The sequence below is a fragment of the Actinomadura rugatobispora genome, from assembly GCF_055379765.1.
This window is the reverse complement of the sequence record NZ_AP029191.1, coordinates 8,309,992-8,331,791: the sequence shown is the minus strand read 5'-3', so window position 1 is coordinate 8,331,791 and position 21,800 is coordinate 8,309,992. Positions and strand designations below refer to the sequence as shown.

Here is a 21,800-nt window from a genome sequence, read left to right as displayed (position 1 = left end):
CGCCCCGCGTGGCGACTGGCACCCCCGGACGGGAGCGCCCCGCCCCGCCCCCGCGGAGCCTCACCGAGGCGTCGTGATCCGAGCCGCCCACGGTGCCCCCGGGGCGGCCCGAGGGCGCCCCGGGCGGGTCAGTGGGCGGGTCAGTGGGCGCGCCGGGCGGGTCAGTGGGCGGCGGCCTGCCAGGTGTGGCCGGTGCCTATGCTCACCTCGAGGGGGGCGCGGAGCTCGTACGCGCCGGCCATCTGCTCGCGGATCAGGGCCTCCAGCGTCTCCCGCTCGCCCTCGGCCACCTCGAACACCAGCTCGTCGTGGACCTGCAGGAGCATGCGGGAGCGCAGCGCGTGCTCGCGCAGGGCGCGGTCGACGTTGAGGCTCGCGACCTTGACGATGTCGGCGGCCGAACCCTGGACGGGGGCGTTCAGGGCCATCCGCTCGGCCATCTCGCGGCGCTGGCGGTTGTCGGAGGTCAGGTCGGGCAGGTAGCGGCGGCGGCCGAGGATGGTCTCGGTGTAGCCCTCCCTGCGGGCCCGCTCGACGACGTCGCGCAGGTAGTCGCGGACGCCGCCGAACTGCTGGAAGTACTCCTCCATCAGGCCGCGCGCCTCGTCCGGGGAGATCCGCAGCTGCTGGGAGAGCCCGTAGGCCGACAGGCCGTAGGCGAGGCCGTAGTTCATCGCCTTGATGCGGGCGCGCAGCTCGGGGTCGATCTGCTCGGGAGGCAGCCCGAACACGCGGGAGGCGGTGATGGTGTGGAAGTCGGCCTTGGCGCGGAAGGCCTCCAGGAGGGCGTCGTCCTCGGAGAGGTGCGCCATGATCCGCAGCTCGATCTGGCTGTAGTCGGCGGTGAGCAGCGTCGCGTAGCCCGGCCCGACCACGAACCCCTCGCGGATCTGGCGGCCCTCGGCGGTGCGGATCGGGATGTTCTGCAGGTTGGGGTCGGTGGAGGACAACCGGCCGGTGGCGGCGACCATCTGGTTGAACGTGGTGTGGATGCGCCCGGCGTCGTCGGCCATCGGGATCAGCGAGGCGACGATGCTCTTGAGCTTGGAGACCTCGCGCCAGCGCAGGATGTGGTCGAGGACCGGGTGCGGGTTCTTCTCCGCCAGGTTGGTGAGGGCCTCGGAGTCGGTGGTGTAGCCGGTCTTGGTGCGCTTGGTCTTGGGCAGCCCCAGATCGTCGAACAGCACCTGCTGGACCTGCTTGGGCGAGCCCAGGTTGAACTGGCGGTCGACGGCGGCGTGGGCGAGCTGCTCCTGCTCCTTCTCCTGGGCGCCCAGGGTGGCCTCCAGCGAGGCCAGCCGCTCGGCGTCCACCGCGATCCCGGCGCGCTCCATGTCGGCCAGGACGCGCACCAGCGGCAGCTCGACCTCGTGCAGCAGCCGGGTGGCGCCGCGCTTCTCCAGGTCCTGGTCGAGGACGTCGGCGAGCTCGGCGACGGCGCGGGCGCGCACGGCCAGGTCGTCGGCGGCCTCCTGCTCGCCGGACCCGTCGAGGGTGAGCTGCCCGGAGTCGTCGGACTCGGCGCGCAGCTCACGGTGCAGGTAGCGCAGGACGAGGTCGGCCAGGTCGAAGGTGCGCTGGCCGGGCAGGGCGAGGTAGGCGGCCAGCGCGGTGTCGCTGGTGAGGCCCTGGAGGTCCATGCCGCGGGCGGCCAGCGCCAGCATCGGGCCCTTGGCCTCGTGCAGCGCCTTGGGACGGGACGGGTCGGCCAGCCACGCGGCCAGGGCGCGCTCGTCGTCCTCGTTCAGCTCGGCCGGGTCGAGGTGCACCGCGGGGGTGCCCGACTCGCCGGGCAGGGTCGAGGCCAGCGCGATCCCGGTGACCTCGCCGGTGCCGCGCCCCCAGGAGCCGGTGATCGCGACGCCGGTGCGGTGCGCGGGCCCGGCGTGCTCCTCCAGCCAGGAGGGCAGCTCGCCGGGCTCCAGGGCCCGCCGGTCGACCTCGAAGCCCTCGTCGGCCTCCGGCTCGGCGGTGGACAGGGTGGCGTACAGCCGTTCGCGGAGCACCCGGAACTGCAGCGAGTCGAACAGGGTGTGGATCTCCTCGCGGTCCCACTGGCCCATCGACAGCTGCGGCGGCCGCATCTCCAGGCCGACCTCGCAGTCGAGCTTGTTGATCTGCTGGTTGCGCAGCACCTGGCCCAGGTGCTCGCGCAGGTTGTCACCGGCCTTGCCCTTGATCTCGTCGACGTGCTGGACGAGGGCGTCCAGGTCGCCGTACTTGGTGAGCCACTTGGCGGCGGTCTTGGGGCCGACGCCGGGCACGCCGGGCAGGTTGTCGCTGGTCTCGCCGACCAGCGCGGCCAGCTCGCGGTAGCGCTCGGGCGGCACCCCGTACTTGGCCTCGACGGCGGCCGGGTCCATCCGGGACAGCTCCGAGACGCCCCGGACCGGGTAGAGGATCGTCACGTTCTCGTCGACCAGCTGGAAGGCGTCGCGGTCACCGGTCACGATCAGGCTCTGCATGCCGGCCTCCGTGGCCTGGACCGACAGCGTGGCGATGATGTCGTCGGCCTCGAACCCGGCGACCGACAGCCGCGGGATCCGCAGCGCGTCCAGCACCTCGAAGATCAGGCTGACCTGGCTGCGGAACTCGTCGGGCGTCTTCTGCCGGCCGGCCTTGTACTCCACGTACTGCTCGTGCCGGAACGTGGGCTCGGAGCGGTCGAAGGCCACCGCGATGTGGGTGGGCTCCTCGTCGCGCAGCACGTTGATGAGCATGGAGGTGAAGCCGTACACCGCGTTGGTGGGCTGGCCGTCGGTGGTGCTGAAGTTCTCCACCGGCAGCGCGAAGAACGCCCGGTAGGCCAGGGAGTGCCCGTCGAGCAGGAGGAGCCGGTCTCGCTTCGCCGCCGGCGCGCTGTCAGCGGCCGGCGCCTTGTCAGGGGTCGTTGGTGTGGTCGCCACACCTGGACTCTAGTCTGCGCGTACGACAGTTCGAGGGAGGCTTCGATGACCGAGGAGCAGCGGGATCACCTCGCCGCGGTGGTGGAGAGCACCGGCGGCGAGGCGTACGGCGACCTGCCGAGGTCCATGGGGATCGAGTACCTGGAGGCCTCCGCGGAGCGCGTGGTGGGCCGGATGCCGGTCAAGGGCAACACCCAGCCGTACGGCCTGCTGCACGGCGGCGCCTCCTGCGTCTTCGCCGAGTCGCTGGGGTCGGTCGGCTCGGCGCTGCACGCGGGGCCGGGCCGGATCGCGATGGGGATCGAGATCAGCGCCACCCACCACCGCTCGGCCACCGAGGGCTGGCTGACCGGGGTCGCCACCCGGCTGCACGGCGGGCGCACCCTCGCCACCTACGACGTGGTGATCTCCGATGATCGGGACCGCCGGGTCTGCACGGCCAGGATCACCTGCATGCTGCGTGACAAGCCCTCGACCTGACCAGGACCGTTCCAGGCTTTTGGCGGGTTTTGCACCTACTTGTCGGGGACTTTCTTTGCGGTGGACGGCGAACGGTCGGTAGCGTTGATCGGAACGGCCCGGGATCACTGAGTAGACAACGTGCGTGTCCGGGGAAGGTTCGCGCGGCCCCAAAGGTGGTCCTGGGCCTGTGCATGCCCCGGCCCGGCCGGGCCTGACCTGCTCGTACGCTCTCGGCGCCTCCGGGCCGCGCGACACCGGTGACCGCCGATCACCGGTTGCGGTTGGGTTGCGAATGCGATCGGGCCGTTCACCAGCGCGGCGGACCGGCCTAGGTTCGGCCCATGAGACCGGTGATCGCACGGCTGGTGGCCGCCTGCGCCGCCGCGGCACTGGCGCCGTCCGCCCTCACGGCCTGCTCGGGCGCATCGGGCTCCTCCCCCGGTTCGGGCGCCACCCCCACCTACGAGCTCCCGGCCGAACGGGTCCGCGACGGCGAACGGGCGGTCCGCGGCCGGACGGGACGCAGCGCCGACCTGGAGTTCACCGTCCTCGGCTACCGGGACGGCATCCGCGAGATCCTCGGCACCCACGCCGGGATGGTCCCCAAGGGCCGGTACGCGCGGGTGCGGATCCTGGTCGTCAACCGGGGCCGCGACATCCAGGTCTTCGACACCTGGAAGCAGGTGCTCCTCACCGCCGACGGCCGCGCGCACGTCCCGGACGTGAACGCCACCATGGTCAAGCGGCAGCCCGAGCGGCTGTCGGTGGGCGCGGCGATGCGGGCCGAGTTCGACCTCTGGTACGACGTCCCCGGCACCACGCCGGTACGGGGCATCCGCCTCTTCGGCTGGCCCACGGTCGGCGCCGTCTCCGACCCGCCCGGCGCCGAGATCAGGCTCCCCTAGCGGGGGCTCCCCCGGGCTGGAACGCGACGCGGCCGCGGCGGGCCGCCGTCTCACACGGCGAACCCGCCACGGCCACGGTCGCGGTCGCGGTCGCGGTCACGACATGGTCGCGGTCACGGCGCCTGCGGTCAGCCGGACGACGCCGCCTCGCCCAGGTCGCCGCCCAGGTACGCCGCGCGCACCTGCGGGTCGTCCAGCAGCTCGGCGGCCGGCGCGGCCTTGACCACCCGGCCGGTCTCCAGCACGTACGCCCGGTGCGCGATCTGCAGGGCCTGCTGCGCGTTCTGCTCTACCAGCAGCACCGTGGTGCCGCGCCGGTTGATCTCCTCGATGATCGAGAAGATCTGCTGCACCAGCATCGGCGCCAGGCCCATCGACGGCTCGTCCAGCAGCAGCACCTTGGGCTTGGCCATCAGCGCGCGCCCGATGGCCAGCATCTGCTGCTCGCCGCCGGACATCGTGCCGCCCGCCTGGCCCTTGCGCTCGGCCAGGCGCGGGAACAGCTCGTAGGCCTCCTTCAGCTCGGCGCCGAAGTCCCCCTTGCGGGTGTAGGCGCCCATGAGGAGGTTCTCCTCGACCGTCATGCCGGGGAAGATCCCCCGGCCCTCCGGGGCCTGCCCGATCCCGGCGAGCACCCGCTTGTGCCCGGGCGTCCGGCTGATGTCGGCGCCGTCGAAGACGATCGCGCCCGACGACAGGGGGCGCAGCCCCGAGATCGTCTTCAGCGTGGTCGTCTTGCCCGCGCCGTTGGCGCCGATCAGCGTGACGATCTCGCCTTCGCCGACCTCGACCGACACGCCCTTGAGCGCCGCGATCTTGCCGTAGTGGACGTGGATGTCCTTGATCTCAAGAAGCATCGGCCGGAGCCCCCAGGTACGCCTCGATGACCCGCGGGTCGTTCTGCACGTCGGCCGGCCGGCCCTCGGCGATCTTCTGGCCGAAGTCCAGCACCGCGATCCGGTCGCTGATCCCCATCACCAGGCCCATGTCGTGCTCGATCAGCAGCACGGTGCGGCCCGAGTCGCGGATCTTGCGGATGAGCTCCTGCAGCGCGATCTTCTCCGCCGGGTTCATGCCCGCCGCGGGCTCGTCCAGCAGCAGCAGCTTGGGATCGGTGGCCAGCGCCCGGGCGATCTCCAGCCGCCGCTGGTCGCCGTACGGCAGGTTCTTGGCCGCCTCTTCCAGCCGGTGCGGGATGCCGACGAACTCCAGCAGCTCCCGGGCCTTCTCGCGGCCAGCGCGCTCCTCCCGGCGGTGCCAGGGCAGTCCCAGGCCCGCGCCGACGAAGCCGGTGCGGTGGTGCGCGTCGGCGCCCACCATGACGTTCTCCAGCGCCGTCATGTTCTGGAAGAGCCGCACGTTCTGGAACGTGCGGGCCACGCCGAGCTTGGTCACCGCGAAGCGCTTCTTGCCGTCGATGCGCTGCCCGCCGAAGACGACCTGCCCCTCGGTGGGACGGTAGACCCCGGTGGTCACGTTGAACACCGTGGTCTTGCCCGCCCCGTTGGGGCCGATCAGGGCGAAGATCTCGCCCGCGGCGATGGACAGCTCCACCTGGTTCAGCGCCACCACGCCGCCGAAGCGCATGGTCACCTTGCGCAGTTCCAGCACCGGCTCGCCCTTGGCGCCCGGTGCCTCGCCGGGAGCGGGCGCCGCCTCCGAGGGCGCCGTGCCGGCGGCGGGCGCGGCGGCGGCCGCCTCCGTCACGGACGTCTTCGCCTTCGGCGCCTTGGCCTCCGGCGCCTTGTCGGCCTTGTCCGCGGCCGGCTCGTCCGCCGTCGCCTCGTCGTCCACGGCCGGCGTGTCCGCGGCCGTCTCGCCGGTCGCGGGCCTGTCCGTGGCCGCGGCGTCCTTGGCCGGCTTGTCCGTCGCGTCCGGAGCGGTCTCGCCCGGACCCGGCTCCGGGTCGTCGGCCCAGCCCTTGTCCTCCGCGCTCACTTGCTCACCTCCGTGGCAGGACCGGAGGACCCGGGACCGGCCACCTCCGCGCCCATACTGCCCATTCCTCCGGTGCCCTCGGCCAGTTCGGCCTTGCGTTGCCGCGACGGCCACAGCCCTTCCGGACGGAACGCCATCATCGCCACCAGGGCGGCGCCGAACAGCAGCATCCGGTAGTCCTCCGACAGCCGCAGCCGCTCGGGCAGCCAGGCCAGCACGAACGCGCCCAGGATGACGCCCGGCATGTTCCCCGAGCCGCCCAGCACCACCGACGCCAGGATCAGCGCCGACACCAGGAAGACGAAGTTCTCCGGGTTGATCGAGGTCTGCTTGGCCGCGAAGACCACGCCGCCGCTGCCGCCGATCGCCGCGCCGATCGCGAACGCGGCCAGCTTGAACCGGAACGTCGGGACGCCCATCAGCTCGGCGGCGTCCTCGTCCTCGCGGATCGCCGCCCAGGACCGGCCGACCCGGCTGTGCTCCAGCCGCTTCACGAAGATGATCGTGACCACGATGAAGAACACCAGCAGGTAGTAGTACGGCCGCGAGTCCAGGAACCCGTACTTCAGCGGCTGCACGCCGAAGATCTCGAACTCCGACAGCGACGGCGGCCGCGGGATCCCCTGGATGCCGCGGGGCCCGTTGACGTAGTCGCTGTTGTTGACGGTCTTCTTGACGATCTCACCGAAGCCCAGCGTCACGATCGCCAGGTAGTCCCCGCGCAGCCGCAGCGTCGGCCCGCCCAGGACGACCCCGGACAGCGCCGACAGCAGGATGGCGAGGACCAGGACCTCCCAGAAGCTCCAGCCGTACTTGGTGCCGAAGATGCCGATCGTGTACCCGCCGACCGCGTAGAACGCCACGTAACCGAGGTCGAGCAGGCCCGCCATGCCGACGACGACGTTCAGTCCGAGCGCCAGCAGGACGTAGATCCCGATCTGGTCGCTCAGCATGCTCGCCCAGTCGGCGCCCGACGGGGCCATGAACGAGCCGATCGCCTCGCTCGGCAGGAGCAGCGCGCCGATGATCAGCAGTACGTACACGCCCCAGCGGGCCGGGCGGGGCGCCACCGCCCACCGGTCGCGGACCGTGTCCAGGGCCGTGCCGACGCCGCCGCCGGAGCCGCTTTTGCCATTCTTCTTGAGGTTCATGCGCGCGCCTGCTGGAGAGACTCACCGAGGATTCCGGTGGGACGGAACATGAGAACCAGGATCAGCACGGAGAACGCGACGACGTCCCGCCACTGCGAACCGAAGATGCTCGAGCCGTACATCTCGAAGAGCCCGAGCGCGAAGCCGCCGACCAGCGCGCCGCGGATGTTGCCGATCCCGCCGAGGACGGCCGCCGTGAACGCCTTGATGCCCAGCAGGAAGCCCGCGAAGTACCACGCCTGCTCGAACCGCAGGAAGTACAGCGCCGCGGCCACGCCGGCCATCGCGCCGCCCACAAGGAACGTCGCCGACACCACGCGGTCGATGTTGACGCCCATCAGGACGGCGGTCTCGGGGTCCTGCGCGGTGGAGCGGATGCCGCGGCCGAGCTTGGTGCGGTTCACGAACTGGTCCAGCGCGATCATCATCAGCACCGCGCCGAGGAACACGATCAGCTTGTCGTTGCTGATCACGATCGGCCCGATGTCGATGACGTCGGTGCGCTGCACGAAGTGCTGGTCGACCGGGAGCTTGCCCTGCGCCTCGGACTTGCCGAACACCCTGGGGATGATGACCGTGGCGAACAGCTGCTGCAGGAAGATCGAGGCGCCGATGGCCGAGATGAGCGCCGCCAGCCGGGAGGCGCCCTTCTTGCGCAGCGGGCGGTAGGCCACCACCTCCAGCAGCATCGCGCTGCCGCCGGAGACGGCGGCGGCCACCAGTGCCATGACCGCCACCACGCCGACGAGGGCGAACCCGCCCACGCTGGAGACGCCCATCAGCTGGACGGTGCCCAGGGCCGCGAACGTCCCCACCATCCAGATCTCGGCATGGGCGAAGTTGATGAGCCGCAGGACGCCGTAGACCATCGTGTAGCCGAGCGCCACCAGGGCGTAGATCGCCCCGAGCGCCAGGCCGTCGATGGTGTACGGCCAGAAAGTACTAAGGAAGTCGTCGAACACCTTTGGTCGCCTTTGTGAAAAGGAGCGGGAGCGCGCCGTGCGCTCCCGCTCCCGCGCCTGCAGGGCGCCTCATGGAGGGGCGCGATGGTCGAGAAGGCGAGTCCGGCCCCTACCCGACCTTGGCCTCCTTGGTGTTGCCGAGCAGCGGCAGCTTGTTGTCCTTCACCTCGTAGACGAAGATGTCCTGGGAGGCGAGCTCGCCCTTGGCGTCGAACTTGATCGGCTTGCCGACGCCGTCGAAGCTCACCGAGGAGAGGAACTGGTTGATCTTCTCCGGGTCGGTGTTGCCCGCCTTGACCGCCTCGATGAACGCGGTGGCCGCGTCGTAGCCCTCACCGGAGTACACGCCCACCGGGGTCTTGAACTTCGCCAGGTAGTCGTCGGCGAACTTCTTGCTCTTGGCGTTGGTGGTGCCCGCCTCGTCGATCAGGCAGCCGCAGCTGAGCAGGACGCCCTGGGCGTTCTGCTGGCCGGCGCCCTCGATCAGGCCGGTCGCCACCGAGCCGTCGCCCGACATCAGCTTGGCCTTGACGCCCGCCTCGCGGAGCTGCTTGAACAGCCGGCCCGCGACCGAGTAGTAGCCGCCGTAGTAGACCACGTCCGGGTTGTACGACTTGATCTTGTTGACCGTGGAGGAGTAGTCGGTCGCCTTGTCGTCCACCGGGTCGGACTGGACCTCGGCGCCCTTGCCGCGCACCGCGTTGCCGATGCTGTCGGCCAGGCCCTTGCCGTAGTCCTGGTTGTCGTGGACGGTGTAGACCTTCTTGGCCTTGAGCTGGTTGATGATGAACTCGCCGGCGCCGGCGCTCTGCACGGCGTCGTCGGCCACCACCCGGTGCCAGTACTTCCAGCCCTTCTCCGCGAGCGTGATCTGGGTCGCCGACGGCGACACGCTCGGGACCTTGGCCTCCTCCAGGATCGGGCCGGTGCTCTGCGACTCGCCGGAGAACGCCGGGCCGATCAGGCCCGCGATCTTGTCGTTCTTGATCGCGCCCTGCACCAGGGTGGTCGCCTGCTCCGGCTTGCCCTGGCTGTCATAGGTCTTGAGAGTGATCTTGACCTTGGGGTTGGTCGCGTTGTATTGATCGATCGCCAGCTGCGCGCCGTTCTTGGGCGGGATCACCAGGCCCGAGTTCTCACCGGTGAGGTCACCCATCACCCCGATCGTGACACCGTCGCCACCACCCGAGCCTTCGTCGTCACCGCCGCACGCGGCGGCGCCGAGCGTCAGCATCGCGCTCACCGCCACCGCGCCGGTGATCCTCATCATGTTGCGCCGCAAGGTGCCCAACCTTTCCATACGGATCCGGGAGGGGATCGGGTACGAGACATGCCCCGACACCCGGTGTCTCTTCTGGAGAAACCGGTCAGTCAGGGAGCAGGTCTGTCGTACACCGTCGACCCGCCCCAGATCAGCACCCCCGGGCAGAAGGGTTACTCGTTCGTTACGGCTCCGTGCTCATCGCCCCTGGTCACGGCCATGGGCGAGCACGGAGAGTGAGCGTTTCGGCCGGGACGGCGATGGGGCGGTCCGGGCGCCCGCGGGCGGCCGCCGCGACGCCCCCGCGGGCGGCGCGGCGGGGTCACGGCACGATCACAGCACGGTCCCGGTATCACCAGGGAACAGCGCTTTCCCCACATCGAGCCGACCGGAAAACCCCCGGAGGAGCGTCCGGAACCGCGGGCGGACGGCGGCCGGGAGCCGGCGGGAAGCCGGCGCACGCCGGCGGGGCGGCCGGGGTCAGGAGGTCGCCGGCCGGCCGGTCCCGCCCGAGCCGCCGGCCAGCACCGCCTCGGCCACCGCGCGCATCGTCAGCCGGCGGTCCATCGAGGTCTTCTGGATCCAGCGGAACGCCTCGGGCTCGGTCCAGCCGTGCGCCTCCTGCAGCATGCTCTTGGCGCGATCCACGACCTTGCGGGTCTCCAGCCGGTCCTGGAGGTTGGCGACCTCGGCCTCCAGCGCGCGCAGCTCGGTGTAGCGGCTGACCGCCATCTCGATCGCGGGCGCGAGGTCGGTCTTGGTGAACGGCTTGACCAGGTAGGCCATCGCGCCGGCCTCGGTGGCCCGCTGGACGAGCTCGCGCTGGCTGAACGCGGTGAGGATGACGACGGGCGCGATGCGTTCGGCGGAGATCCGCTCGGCCGCGGAGATCCCGTCCAGGACGGGCATCTTGACGTCCAGGATGACCAGATCGGGCCGGTGCTCGGCGGCCAGCCGCACGGCGGTCTCGCCGTCGCCGGCCTCGCCGACGACGTCGTAGCCGTCCTCCTGCAGCATCTCCTTGAGGTCCAGGCGGATCAGGGCCTCGTCTTCTGCGATCACAACTCGCCGAGCGCTCTCCGTCACGCCCACGAGACTACCGGGACCCGCTACGCTGGTCTCGGCCAGGTCCGCCACTGATAACCGGTGGACGTTCTGTGACCTGGATGTACGATTTGCCCCAAATGAATGCCCCGGTACTCCAACGGTAGAGAGAGCAGATTCAAAACCTGTCAAGTGTGGGTTCGAATCCCACCCGGGGCACTTCTCCGACCGCCATCCCACGGACGGCGGTTCTTTCTTTTTCCCGCCTCCGCGCACCGAGTGCCGAGTCCCCGCGACGCGGCGCGGCGCCCCGAGAGGCGCGGGGCTCCTCGGGGCGCTGCGCGCGACCGCGCCCGGACGGCTCCGGGCGGCGCGAGGCGGCGTCAGGTGGCGGTGGCCTGGGCGATGGCGTCGCCGATGCGGTGGACGCGCAGGGCGTTGGTGGAGCCGGGCGTGCCGGGCGGGGAGCCGGCGACGATCACGACCTTGTCGCCCTTCTGGCAGCGGCCGGACTCCAGCAGGCCCTGCTCGACCTGCCGGACCATCTCGTCGGTGTGGTTGGCGAACGGGACGATGTGCGTCTCGACGCCCCACACGTGCGCCAGCCTGCCGCGCACCGCCGGCACGGAGGTGAAGGCCAGCAGCGGGATCGGCGAGCGGTAGCGGGACAGCCGGCGGGCGGTCTCGCCGGACATGGTGAAGGCGACCAGGGCCTCGGCCTCGATGATGGCGCCGACCTCGGCCGCGGCGCGGGCGATGGCGCCGCCGACGGTCTCGGGCATGCGGTCGAGGGTGTGGGTGGCGTGCAGGGCGGCCTTCTCGGCGGTGGAGACGATCCGGCTCATGGTCTGCACCGACTCGATCGGGTACTGCCCCACGCTGGTCTCGCCGGACAGCATCACGGCGTCGGCGCCCTCGAACACGGCGTTGGCGACGTCGGAGGTCTCGGCCCGGGTGGGCCGGGGCGCGGAGATCATGGACTCCAGCATCTGGGTGGCCACGATCACCGGCCGCGCCTTCTCCCGGCACAGCTCGATGGCGCGCTTCTGCACGATCGGGACCTGCTCCAGCGGCAGCTCGACGCCGAGGTCGCCGCGGGCGACCATGATGCCGTCGAAGGCGGCCACGATCTCGGGGAGCAGGTCGACGGCCTGCGGCTTCTCGATCTTGCCGATCAGCGGGACCCGGACCCCCTCCTCCTCCATGATCTGGTAGCAGATGTCGGCGTCGGCGGGGGTGCGGACGAAGGACAGGGCGACCATGTCGACGCCCAGCCGCAGCGCCCAGCGCAGGTCGGCCTCGTCCTTCTCGGTGAGGGCGGGCACGCTGACCGGGACGCCGGGCAGGTTGAGGCCCTTGTTGTCGGAGACCATGCCGCCGACCTCGACGGTGGTGCGCACCCGGGGGCCGTCGACCTCGGTCACCCGCAGCGCCACCCGGCCGTCGTCGATGAGGACGGTGTCGCCGGGGCCGACGTCGCCGGGCAGGCCCTCGTAGGTGGTGGAGACCTCCTTGCGGGTGCCCGGGACGTCCTCGGTGGTGATGGTGAACTCGTCGCCGAGGGTGAGCCGCACCGGCCCGTCCGGGAACCGCCCGATTCGGATCTTGGGCCCCTGCAGGTCGGCGAGGATGCCGACGCCGCGGCCGGTGGCGGTGGAGGCGGCCCGGAGGCGGTGGTAGACCTCCTCGTGGCCGGCGTGCTCGCCATGGCTCATGTTGAGCCGGGCGACGTCGATGCCGGCCTCCACGAGCTCGTGGATCCGTTCGTCGCTGGAGCAGGCGGGGCCGATGGTACTGACGATCTTCGCTCGACGGGTCACGTGCACAACGCTACTTAGTTACCTGCCGGTACGGATATTCATGCAGGATACGGTCGCGAAAGATTAACCCGGTGGTCTAGCTCAAGGGTCTAGACCACGGGCTTCCACCACGGGCCCCACCACGGGCTCCCACCACGGGCTCCCGGGCGGCCGCGGCCCGCCGGGCTCAGCGCTTGAAGATCTCCACGGCGGCCTGGCAGAACGCCTTGAGATCGTCGGGCTTGCGGCTGGTGACCAGCACGCTGGGGGCCTTCTCGCAGGTGACGACCTCCTCGTCGACCCACTCCGCGCCGGCGTTGCGCAGGTCGGTCTGGAGGCTGGGCCAGGAGGTCAGCCTGCGGCCGCGCACGACGTCGGCCTCGATGAGCGTCCACGGCGCGTGGCAGATGGCCGCGACCGGCTTGCCCGCGTCGAAGAACCCCTTGGCGAACTCCACCGCACTGGGCTGCGTCCGCAGGAAGTCGGGGTTGGCGACGCCGCCGGGCAGGACCAGTCCGTCGAACTCGGTGGGGTCGGAGACGTCCACGGTTGTGTCCACCTCGAAGTGGTCGGCCTTGTCCAGGTGGTCGAACGCCTGGATCCGGCCGGACTCGGTGGAGACCAGGCGCGGGCGCCCCCCGGCCTGCTCCACGGCGTGCCAGGGTTCGGTCAGCTCCACCTGCTCGGTTCCCTCGGGCGCGACCAGGAACGCGATGGTCTTTCCCTGCAGGTCAGTGGACATGACGGTGTTCTCCCCCTTGTCGGGTTGTCGCTTCGGGCTTCCACAGGGGGCACTGCCCGTCCTGGACGGTGGTATGCAGGAAGGCGTGAACGCCCTGCGCTACCGCGAGTTCCCGGCGCCGCCCGGGACGGGTTTCGCCTGCCTGTGGACGCACGAGCATCCGGCGGGGGCGGAGACGGCGCGCGTGCAGCCCGTGGTGCCGGACGGGTGCGTGGACCTGATCTGGTGGGCGCGGAACGCGGAGGTCATGGTGGCCGGGCCCGACACCGGCCCCCGTCCCGCCACGCTGGAGCCGGGCGACGTGCTGGTCGGCGTGCGGCTGCTGCCCGGGACGGCCCCGCCCGCGCTGGGCGTGCCCGCCGACGCCGTACGGGACGGCCGCGTCCCGCTCCGGGAGCTGTGGGGCCCGGACGCGGACCGCCTGGGTGAGGCCGTGGCGGGCGCTGAGGACCGCTGTGCGGCGTTCTCCGAGGCCGTCCGGGCACGAATGACGACCCCGCCCGATCCGCTCGTCACCGGGCTGGTGGCGAGCCTGGAGCGCCGGTCGGTGCGCGAGACCGCCGACAGCCTGGGCCTGGGCGAGCGGCAGTTGCGCAGGCGCACGACGGCCGCCTTCGGGTACGGCCCCAAGACCCTGCAGCGGGTACTGCGGTTCCAGCGCGCCCTGGAGCTGGCGCGGGCGGGGCGGCCGCTCGCGGACGTCGCGTACGCGACGGGCTACTCCGACCAGGCCCACATGGCCCACGAGGTGCGCGACCTGGCCGGTGCCCCGATCCGCGCCCTCCTCTGATCCCTCGGAGCCCTCTGATCCCTCTGATCCCTCCCGGACCGCGTCGGGGCGGGGCGGGGCTACCGGGGGCGGAGGCGCTTGGGGAGGGTCGCCACCACCACGTCGTAGGACTCCTCGATCAGGGCCTTGAGTTCGCCGTCGTCCAGGACGCCGTTCAGCAGGACGGTCACCCAGTGGCGCTTGTTGAGGTGGTAGCCGGGCAGGACCGTGCCCTCGTACTGCGCCTGCAGCGCCTGGACCTCGTCAGGGGGCAGCTTCAGGCTGACCCTGGGCGGTTCGGCGTCCTCCCCCAGCAGGGCGAAGATCTTCCCTCCGACCTTGTAGACGGCGGGCTGCGGGCCGAAGGGGTACTCCTCTCCGGCACCGGCCAGGGAGAGGCACCGCTTGGTCACGTCCTCGGTGTTCATGTCCGGAGTCTGTCGTAGGCGCGGAGCGTCTTGAGCCGCTCCAGGGTGATGTACCCGCGCCATTCGGGTTCGGTGATGGGGGTCCAGAAGGGGAAGTGGACCGTCCAGCCGCCGTCGTCGAGGCGTTCGTCGACCAGGGCGTCCAAGTGGGCCTCGACGAGGTCGTCGTCGAACAGGCGGCGGCCGAAGCCTCCGGGCTCGGGCGCGAAGTCGAGCGGCGAGTGGTCCTCCCCGGCCCCAGGCTCGAGGGAGACGAGCTTGAGGAGGGCGTCCCGGTAGCGCTCGAAGACCGCCTCCGCCCGGGCGCGTTCGGGCGCGTGGTCCAGGAAGCACAGGATCGCCAGCGCGTCGTAGGGGCCGGGCTCGTTGCCCTCCTTCTCCAGGTAGGCCCACGAGAACTCGGTCGCGGGCCCGACCCAGGGGTGGCCGGAGCCGACCAGGTGCAGCAGGCCCGCGAGGGTCGCCGTCGGGTTGATACTGGCGGGCGGGTCGTCCGTGGTCTGCCACCACGGGGCGCGGGGGGCGTCCCGTACGGTCGGCAGCACGAACGGCACTCCCCCGCCCGGACGGGTGATGGAGGCCAGGAAGTCCCCGATCCGCCCGACGGCCGGGTCGCCGTCCGCGCCGGCCTCGTGCAGGATCTCCAGGGCGTGCTGGGCGGGCACCGGCTGGCTGGCCTCGCCGCGCAGGTCGGGTTCGAGCGCGTGCCCGTAGCCGCCGTCGGGGTTCTCGTACGGGCGCAGCGCGGCCACGACGGCCGCGGCGGGGCCGCCCCGGAAGTGGAAGGCGAACCGGCGCCGGTCGATGAGCCGCGCGTTCAGCCGCAGGAACTCCTCGGCGGCGTCCAGGTCCTTGACGTGCAGCGTCTTCATGGGCGCCACCCTAGGCAGGCCGGTGAGCGCGCGTCTTGCAGGAAACGGACACCCTGGAGACAGGCATGTACGAACCATGATCGGCGCTGCTTCACTGGCCGTCATGAACGACCCTCTGCGCGAACAGGACCGGGCCGCCGCGGCCCTTGAGGCGGTGGCGCGGGCCGCGGGCCCGTACCTGGACGGCCTGGCGGACCGCCCGGTGCACGACCGCTCCAAGGACGACCTCATCGCCGAGCTGGACGGGCCGCTGCCCGCCGTGGGCGAGGGGGCGGAGGCGGCCGTGGAGCGGCTGCTGCGCGTGGGCACGCAGGCGGCCACGCACTCCTCCGGCCCGCGGTTCTTCCATCTCGTGGTGGGCGGTTCCACCCCGGCGGCCATGGCCGGGGACTGGACGGCGTCGCTGCTGGACCAGTGCGCCGGGCTGTGGCTGGCCTCGCCCCTGGCCGCACAGGCGGAGACGGTCGTGCTGCGCTGGCTGAAGGAACTGTTCGGGCTGCCCGCCTCATACGGGGGCGTGCTGACGCCGAGCGCCACGCTCGCCCACGTCACGGGCCTGGCGTCCGCGCGGCACTGGTGGGCGGGACGGCACGGCGTGGACGTGGCGTCGCAGGGCCTGGCCGGGCTGCCGCCGATGCCGGTGCTCTCCAGCGGGCTGGTGCACGTCAGCACGCGCAAGGCCCTGCAGATCCTGGGATGCGGCCGCGACACCCTGCGCACGTTCGCGCGGGGCGACGACGGCCACGTGGACCTGGCCGCGATGGAGTCCGCGCTGGCCGGGCTGGACGGGCGGCCCGCGGTGATCGTGGCCAACCTGGGCGAGGTGACCACCGGCGCGTCCGACCCGATCGCCGACCTGGCCGACCTGGCGGAGCGGTACGGGGCATGGCTCCACGTGGACGGCGCGTTCGGCATGTTCGCGGCGCTGTCGCCGCGTACGGCGCATCTGGCGGCGGGCGTGGAACGTGCCGACTCGGTCACCGCGGACGGGCACAAGTGGCTGAACGTCCCCTACGAGAGCGGGTTCTCGTTCGTGCGCGACCCGGCCGCGCTGGGCTCGGCGTTCGGCGCGTGGGGGGCCGCCTACCTCCCGGACGCCGATGAGGAGGGGGACGGGACGGAGCGCGTCAACTACAACATGCTCGGCCCGGAGTCGTCGCGGCGGGCGCGGGCGTTCCCGATCTGGGCGACGCTGCGCGCCTATGGCCGCGACGGCCACCGGGAGATGGTCGAGCGGCACCTGGACGTCGCCGCGCACCTGGGCCGGCTCGTGGAGGAGGCTCCCGATCTGGAGCTGCTCGCCCCCGTCCAGCTGTGCATCACGTGTTTCCGTTACCGTCCGCCGGGCGTGCCCGAGGCGCGCCTGAACGACCTCAACGCGCGCCTGGGCGAAGCCCTGCTGGCCGACGGACGGGTCTACGCGGGCACCTCCACCTACCGCGGCATGACGGTGCTGTGTTTCAAAAGGCCCGGCCTACGGCGCTCGCCTGGCGGCTCGCCCCTAACCGGGCCTTGTCGAGCGCGGCATCGCTTCGCGATCTGCCCGGTGAGGCCCGCCTCCGGCATCGCCCCACCGGCCAGGTAACGCGCTCGTGCCGCACCTGAGGCCACGTCGAGACAGGCCCTAGAAGACTGCTGAAGATCTTGGGGTTCTGGCCCCGTCGCGGTTGCGGCGGGGCCAGTGTGGTGTGGTGTGGTGATGGGTGAATGGGCCGGGGAGAGGGTCGGTCCGGATGTGTGGGAGACGTGCCGGGAGCTGATCCCGGCCGGGAGCGTGTTCGCGTTCCTGGCCGAGCACCGTGGCGCGTTGTTCCCGGCGGAGATGTTCGCCGACATGTATCCCTCGGCCAACGGGCGGCCCTCGATGCCGCCGCAGATCCTTGCCGCGGCGATCCTGCTGCAGGCCCTGCACGGGCTGTCGGACTTTGAGACGGTGCAGGAGTTGCGGTGTGACCTGCGGTGGAAGGCCGCCTGCGGGCTGGGCCTTCACGACACCGCGTTCCACCCGTCGCTGCTGGCCTACTTCCGTCGCCGGCTGGCGCGTTCGGCCCGGCCGGACCGGATTTTCGAGGCCGTCCGGCAGGTCGTCCAGGCGACCGGGGTGCTCAAGGGCCGGCAGCGGCGGGCGCTGGACTCGACCGTGCTGGACGATGCGGTGGCCACCCAGGACACCGTCACCCAGCTGATCGCCGCCGTCCGGGCGGTGATCCGCGAGGTGCCGGGAGCGGCCGGGGTCGCCGCCGCCCGGTGCACCGCGCACGACTACGCCCAGGCGGGCAAGCCCCGCATCGCCTGGGACGATGAGCAGGCCCGCGCCGAGCTGGTGGACGCGCTGGTCACCGACGCGCTGCGGCTGCTGGGGCACCTGCCCGAGCAGGAACTGGGCGAACGGGCCGCGAACGCGGTCGGCATCCTGGCCCTGGTCGCCGGTCAGGACGTCGAACCGGCCGGCGGGTCCGACGGCCGCGACGGACGCTGGCGCATCACCGACGGCACCGCCCCCGACCGGGTGATCTCGGTCGTCGATCCCCAGGCCAGGCATGTCCACAAGACCCGCAGCCACCGCCAGGACGGCTTCAAGGCCCACCTGGCCGTCGAGCCCGAAACCGGCCTGTTCACCGCCGTGGCCCTGCGACCGGGCGCCGGGCCCGCCCACCATGAGGCCGTCGTCGGCCTGGACCTGCTCTCCTGCGAGGACACGCCGGTGGAGGTCTTCGGCGACACCGCCTACTCCACCGGCCAGGCCCGCCGGGCCCTCACCGCCGCCGGGCACCGGCTGTTCATCAAACCCGCCCCGCTGCGGCCCGCCATCCCCGGCGGCTTCACCCTGGACGACTTCGCCATCGACACCACCACCGGCACCGTGACCTGCCCCGCCGGGCACACCGCTCCCTTAACGGAACCCGGCGGGCGACACCACCAGCGCAAAGCCACGTTCGGAAAGCTCTGCACCGGGTGCCCCCTGCGCGAGCGGTGCACCAACGCCAAGGCCGGCCGCATCCTGACCATCCGCCCCCACCACGACCTCCAGGCCGCCGCCCGCCGCCAGGCGGCCGGCGATCCGGCCTGGCAAGCCGACTACCGCCGCTGGAGACCACCGGTCGAACGCGCCGTCGCCTGGCTCGTCCACCACGGCAACCGCCGCCTGCGCCACCGCGGCACCATCGCAGGCGACGCCTGGCTGCACACCCGGGCCGCCGCCCTCAACCTCCGCCGACTCATCAACCTCGGACTCACCCGGACCAACAGCACCTGGCATCTGTCCTCGGCCAACGCATGACCACAGAGGGGCTGTCCGGCCCACGGCCGGACAGCCCCTCTAACAAGATCTTCAGCAGTCTTCTAGCCCCAGGAGGCGTTCTCGTCGAGCCGCTCGAAGGGCTGGGTGAGGCTGTACCAGTTGCCCGAGTCGTCGCGGAAGATCGCCTCGATGCCGTACGGCCGCTTCTCCGGCTTCTGAATAAAGGTGACGCCCCTGGCCGAGAGCCGCTCGTACTCGGCCTGGCAGTCGTCGGTGTTGAACGCCCCGGCGCCGAGCACGCCCTTGGCGATCAGCCCGCGCAGCTGCGCGGCCGACTCGGGGTCCAGCGACGGCGGGCCGGGGACCATCAGGGCGAGCTGCAGCTCGGGCTGGTCCTTGATGCCGACGGTGACCCAGCGCATCCCGCCCTCGCCGAGCGTCATGTCGGTCCGCTCCTCCAATCCGAGCTTGCCGACGAAGAACTCCTTGGCCGAGTCCTGGTCGAGGACCCAGACGGTGGCCAGCCCCAACGCGGTGATCATGATGTGTGCTCCCCTCCGTGGACGACTCCTCCACGCTAGGAGCGGGCGGCGGCCGGGCGCTTCTTCAAAGTTGCCGTGCGGGCGGGACGTCCGGGCCGGCGCGGAAGCCGCCGGCCCAGAACATCACGAAGCAGCCCGGGATGGGCGGCGGCGCGTTCTCGCGGGCGCTCGCGCGGAACTCCGTCGGCGTCATTCCGACCTTCCGCTTGAAGCGCGTGCAGAACGTGCCGAGGCTGGAGAACCCCACCAGCAGGCAGATCTCGGTCACCGTCAGGTTCGCCGACCGCAACAGCTCCTGCGCCCGCTCGATGCGCCTGCGGGCCAGGTAGCTGCCGGGGGTCTCCCCGTACACCTCCCGGAACAGCCGCACGAAGTGGTAGCGGGAGTATCCGGCCCGGCCGGCCACGGCCGCCACGTCCAGCGGCCGCGACCATTCGGCGTCCATCACGTCCTTGGCCAGCCGCATCCGGCGCAGGACGCGCGGATCCTCCGTCGCCGAGGTCGCCACGGAGGTCGTCGGGGAGGTCGTCACGGTGCCCGTGCGGCGGGTCAGCGGGCGCCCGGCCAGGGACCGGGCGGGGTGTGCTCGACGGCCTCGGTCTCGACCTTGGTGTCGTACACCCGGAACCCGCGGGCCTGGTAGTTGCGCAGCGCGGCCGGGCCGTCGTTGGAGCAGGTGTGCACCCACACCCGGGTGGTGGCCTCGCGGCCGGGCCAGCGGCCGGCCAGGTCCCACGCGCGGGCCGCGCCGGCGGCCAGCAGGTGGCCGCCCAGGCCCCGGCCGTGGAACTCCCGCAGCAGCCCGAAGTGGGTGATCTCGACTTCGCCGGCGGCCTGCGGGTCCAGCTCCACGTACCCGGCCGGGGTCCCGCGGACGTAGGCGACCCAGGTCTCCACCCCGGGCCGCGCCAGCCAGTTCCGCCACTGCTCGTAGGACCAGCCGAGCCGGTCCAGCCAGTACCAGTCGCCGCCGACCGCCGTGTAGAGGAAGCGGCTCAGCTCGGGTCCCGCCATCTCCGCGCGGACGATCTCGGCGGCGGTCTCCGGTTCGCGTTCCGCCGGGCGCAGATCGGCGCTGTCGCGCTGCTCCAGGTACCAGGTGGTCACGTCGAGGTGCCTGATCGGCATGCGGTCCCCCCACATACAAAGCCGCCGTGTCCCGGGCTCGCCCGTGTCAGGGCACGCCGGGATCACGGCGGGGTGAAAACGGTCCAGGGTCGGCTGATTTCCGGCCAGGCTATAGGACGCGGAGGGCGGCGCGGACCGGGTCGGGCCACAGGCCCGGGGTCCGGTCCGCGCCGCCGCGGGCTCAGGTCAGGCGATCGGCCTGGCCGTCGGGGGGATCGGGTAGGGCAGCGCGGTGTCGCCGCCGAGGAACTTGTCCACGCCGTGCGCGGCGGCGCGGCCCTCGGCGATCGCCCAGACGATCAGCGACTGGCCGCGGCCCATGTCGCCGGCCGCGAAGACCCCGTCGACCGAGGTCCGGTAGTCGGCGTCGCGGACGACGTTGCCGCGCTGGTCCAGCTCCACGCCCAGCTGCTCCAGCAGGCCCTCCTTCTGCGGGCCCAGGAAGCCCATCGCCAGGGTGACCAGCTCGGCCGGGATCTCCCGCTCGGTGCCCTCGATCGGCGCGAAGCCGGTCTCGGGGCCGCCGACCTCCACCAGCTTCAGCGCGCGGACGTTGCCGTCGGCGTCGCCGAGGAACTCGGTGGTGGACGCCGCGTACACCCGGTCGCCGCCCAGGTCGGCGAGCTCCTCGTGGGCGCTCTCCATCTTGAACAGCATCGGGTACGTCGGCCACGGCTGGGCGTCGGGCCGGTCCTGCGGCGGCCGCGGCATGATCTCCAGCTGGGTGACCGACGCGGCGCCCTGCCGGATCGCGGTGCCGATGCAGTCGGCGCCGGTGTCGCCGCCGCCGATGACCACCACGTGCTTGCCCTCGGCGGAGATCGGCGACTCCTCGAAGTCGCCCTCCTGCACCTTGTTCGCCGGGGGCAGGTACTCCATCGCCTGGTGGATGCCGCCGAGCTCGCGGCCGGGCGCGGTCAGGTCGCGCCACACGGTGGCGCCGCCGGCCAGCACGACCGCGTCGTACTTCTCGCGCAGCTCGTCGGCGGTGATGTCGACGCCGGCGTTCACCGAGGTCTTGAAGTCGGTGCCCTCCGCGCGCATCTGCGCCACGCGCCGGTCGACGTGCCGCTTCTCCATCTTGAACTCGGGGATGCCGTAGCGCAGCAGCCCGCCGATGCGGTCGGCGCGCTCGTACACCCGGACGTCGTGCCCGGCGCGGGTGAGCTGCTGCGCGGCGGCCAGGCCCGCGGGCCCGGAGCCGATCACGGCCACCTTCTTCCCGGTGCGGACCTTCGGCGGCTGCGGCCGCACCCAGCCCTCCGCCCAGGCCCGGTCGATGATCTCGACCTCGACCCGCTTGATCGTCACCGGGTCCTGGTTGATGCCCAGCACGCACGCGCTCTCGCACGGCGCCGGGCACAGCCGGCCGGTGAACTCGGGGAAGTTGTTGGTGGCGTGCAGCCGCTCGATCGCCTCCGACCAGTCCTTGCGGTAGACCAGGTCGTTCCACTCGGGGATGAGGTTGCCCAGCGGGCAGCCCTGGTGGCAGAACGGGATGCCGCAGTCCATGCAGCGGCTCGCCTGCTTCTCCAGCCGGTCCCTGCCGAAGCCTTCGTAGACCTCCGACCAGCTCTTGATGCGCACGTCGACCGGGCGCCGCTTCGGGAGCTCGCGCTGTACGGTCAGGAAACCCTTCGGGTCGGCCAT

At 71.9% G+C, this 21,800-nt stretch carries 20 protein-coding genes and 1 tRNA gene; 6 read left to right on the top strand and 15 right to left on the bottom strand.

Going from position 1 to position 21,800, the window contains the following annotated elements:
* Positions 1–161: 161 nt before the first annotated feature.
* Positions 162–2,906, bottom strand: a complete 2,745-nt coding sequence (polA, locus tag ACZ466_RS37450; RefSeq protein WP_378292142.1) for a DNA polymerase I — start codon at positions 2,904–2,906, stop codon at positions 162–164.
* 45 nt (positions 2,907–2,951) lie between these two features.
* On the opposite strand from polA, the gene ACZ466_RS37445 reads away from it, so the two are divergent.
* Positions 2,952–3,386: a PaaI family thioesterase gene (locus ACZ466_RS37445; RefSeq protein WP_378292140.1), complete on the top strand. Its 435-nt coding sequence runs from the start codon at positions 2,952–2,954 to the stop codon at positions 3,384–3,386.
* A gap of 323 nt (positions 3,387–3,709) precedes the next feature.
* A complete protein-coding gene (locus ACZ466_RS37440) occupies positions 3,710–4,273 on the top strand; it encodes a DUF4352 domain-containing protein (RefSeq protein WP_378292138.1) in 564 nt (187 codons plus the stop codon).
* A gap of 128 nt (positions 4,274–4,401) precedes the next feature.
* Here the strand turns inward: ACZ466_RS37440 and ACZ466_RS37435 are convergent, their stop codons facing one another.
* From ACZ466_RS37435 to ACZ466_RS37410, 6 genes are all read right to left on the bottom strand, one after another.
* A complete protein-coding gene (locus tag ACZ466_RS37435) occupies positions 4,402–5,130 on the bottom strand; it encodes an ABC transporter ATP-binding protein (RefSeq protein WP_378292136.1) in 729 nt (242 codons plus the stop codon).
* On the bottom strand, positions 5,120–5,860 hold the full coding sequence (locus ACZ466_RS37430) for an ABC transporter ATP-binding protein (RefSeq protein ID WP_378292149.1): 741 nt from the start codon (positions 5,858–5,860) through the stop codon (positions 5,120–5,122). Before ACZ466_RS37430 ends, ACZ466_RS37435 begins: the two co-directional genes overlap by 11 nt.
* 347 nt (positions 5,861–6,207) lie before the next feature.
* Positions 6,208–7,362 (bottom strand): ABC transporter permease subunit, encoded by a 1,155-nt coding sequence (locus ACZ466_RS37425; protein WP_378292134.1) that lies wholly within the window; start codon positions 7,360–7,362, stop codon positions 6,208–6,210.
* Positions 7,359–8,324: a branched-chain amino acid ABC transporter permease gene (locus tag ACZ466_RS37420; RefSeq protein ID WP_378292132.1), complete on the bottom strand. Its 966-nt coding sequence runs from the start codon at positions 8,322–8,324 to the stop codon at positions 7,359–7,361. Before ACZ466_RS37420 ends, ACZ466_RS37425 begins: the two co-directional genes overlap by 4 nt.
* A 109-nt stretch (positions 8,325–8,433) precedes the next feature.
* Complete coding sequence (locus ACZ466_RS37415) at positions 8,434–9,594, bottom strand: branched-chain amino acid ABC transporter substrate-binding protein (RefSeq protein ID WP_378292129.1); 1,161 nt, start codon at positions 9,592–9,594, stop codon at positions 8,434–8,436.
* Positions 9,595–10,065: 471 nt separating this feature from the next.
* Positions 10,066–10,647 carry an ANTAR domain-containing response regulator gene (locus ACZ466_RS37410; RefSeq protein ID WP_464041832.1) on the bottom strand — a complete coding sequence of 194 codons (582 nt, stop codon included), beginning with the start codon at positions 10,645–10,647 and terminating at the stop codon, positions 10,066–10,068.
* Positions 10,648–10,775: 128 nt separating this feature from the next.
* Here ACZ466_RS37410 and ACZ466_RS37405 point away from each other — a divergent pair.
* A tRNA-Leu gene (locus ACZ466_RS37405) sits at positions 10,776–10,848 on the top strand.
* 164 nt (positions 10,849–11,012) lie between these two features.
* Here the strand turns inward: ACZ466_RS37405 and pyk are convergent.
* Both pyk and ACZ466_RS37395 read right to left on the bottom strand, forming a co-directional pair.
* The gene (pyk, locus tag ACZ466_RS37400) at positions 11,013–12,449 is read right to left on the bottom strand and encodes a pyruvate kinase (protein ID WP_378292125.1); all 1,437 of its coding nucleotides are present in this window, start codon (positions 12,447–12,449) and stop codon (positions 11,013–11,015) included.
* A gap of 166 nt (positions 12,450–12,615) precedes the next feature.
* A complete protein-coding gene (locus ACZ466_RS37395; protein ID WP_378292123.1) occupies positions 12,616–13,170 on the bottom strand; it encodes a type 1 glutamine amidotransferase domain-containing protein in 555 nt (184 codons plus the stop codon).
* A 73-nt stretch (positions 13,171–13,243) separates the two neighbouring features.
* On the opposite strand from ACZ466_RS37395, the gene ACZ466_RS37390 reads away from it, so the two are divergent.
* The gene (locus tag ACZ466_RS37390; protein WP_378292120.1) at positions 13,244–13,960 is read left to right on the top strand and encodes a helix-turn-helix domain-containing protein; all 717 of its coding nucleotides are present in this window, start codon (positions 13,244–13,246) and stop codon (positions 13,958–13,960) included.
* 59 nt (positions 13,961–14,019) lie between these two features.
* Here the strand turns inward: ACZ466_RS37390 and ACZ466_RS37385 are convergent, their stop codons facing one another.
* Both ACZ466_RS37385 and ACZ466_RS37380 read right to left on the bottom strand, forming a co-directional pair.
* Positions 14,020–14,367 (bottom strand): MmcQ/YjbR family DNA-binding protein, encoded by a 348-nt coding sequence (locus ACZ466_RS37385; protein WP_378292118.1) that lies wholly within the window; start codon positions 14,365–14,367, stop codon positions 14,020–14,022.
* Entirely contained in the window at positions 14,364–15,239 is an 876-nt protein-coding gene (locus tag ACZ466_RS37380; RefSeq protein WP_378292116.1) for a hypothetical protein, read from the bottom strand. The genes ACZ466_RS37385 and ACZ466_RS37380 overlap by 4 nt, the downstream gene beginning before the upstream one ends.
* A 103-nt stretch (positions 15,240–15,342) precedes the next feature.
* Between ACZ466_RS37380 and ACZ466_RS37375 the strand changes: the two genes are divergently transcribed.
* Positions 15,343–16,824 (top strand): pyridoxal phosphate-dependent decarboxylase family protein, encoded by a 1,482-nt coding sequence (locus ACZ466_RS37375; RefSeq protein ID WP_378292114.1) that lies wholly within the window; start codon positions 15,343–15,345, stop codon positions 16,822–16,824.
* 111 nt (positions 16,825–16,935) lie between these two features.
* Positions 16,936–18,519: an IS1182 family transposase gene (locus ACZ466_RS37370; RefSeq protein WP_378293548.1), complete on the top strand. Its 1,584-nt coding sequence runs from the start codon at positions 16,936–16,938 to the stop codon at positions 18,517–18,519.
* Positions 18,520–18,581: 62 nt separating this feature from the next.
* Here ACZ466_RS37370 and ACZ466_RS37365 read toward each other — a convergent pair whose 3' ends face one another.
* From ACZ466_RS37365 to ACZ466_RS37350, 4 genes are all read right to left on the bottom strand, one after another.
* On the bottom strand, positions 18,582–19,022 hold the full coding sequence (locus ACZ466_RS37365) for a VOC family protein (protein ID WP_378286983.1): 441 nt from the start codon (positions 19,020–19,022) through the stop codon (positions 18,582–18,584).
* A gap of 64 nt (positions 19,023–19,086) precedes the next feature.
* Positions 19,087–19,554, bottom strand: coding sequence for a helix-turn-helix transcriptional regulator (locus tag ACZ466_RS37360; protein WP_378286984.1), 468 nt, complete (start codon positions 19,552–19,554; stop codon positions 19,087–19,089).
* A gap of 17 nt (positions 19,555–19,571) precedes the next feature.
* A complete protein-coding gene (locus tag ACZ466_RS37355; protein ID WP_378286985.1) occupies positions 19,572–20,150 on the bottom strand; it encodes a GNAT family N-acetyltransferase in 579 nt (192 codons plus the stop codon).
* Between the two features lie 186 nt (positions 20,151–20,336).
* On the bottom strand, positions 20,337–21,800 hold the full coding sequence (locus ACZ466_RS37350) for a glutamate synthase subunit beta (protein WP_378286986.1): 1,464 nt from the start codon (positions 21,798–21,800) through the stop codon (positions 20,337–20,339).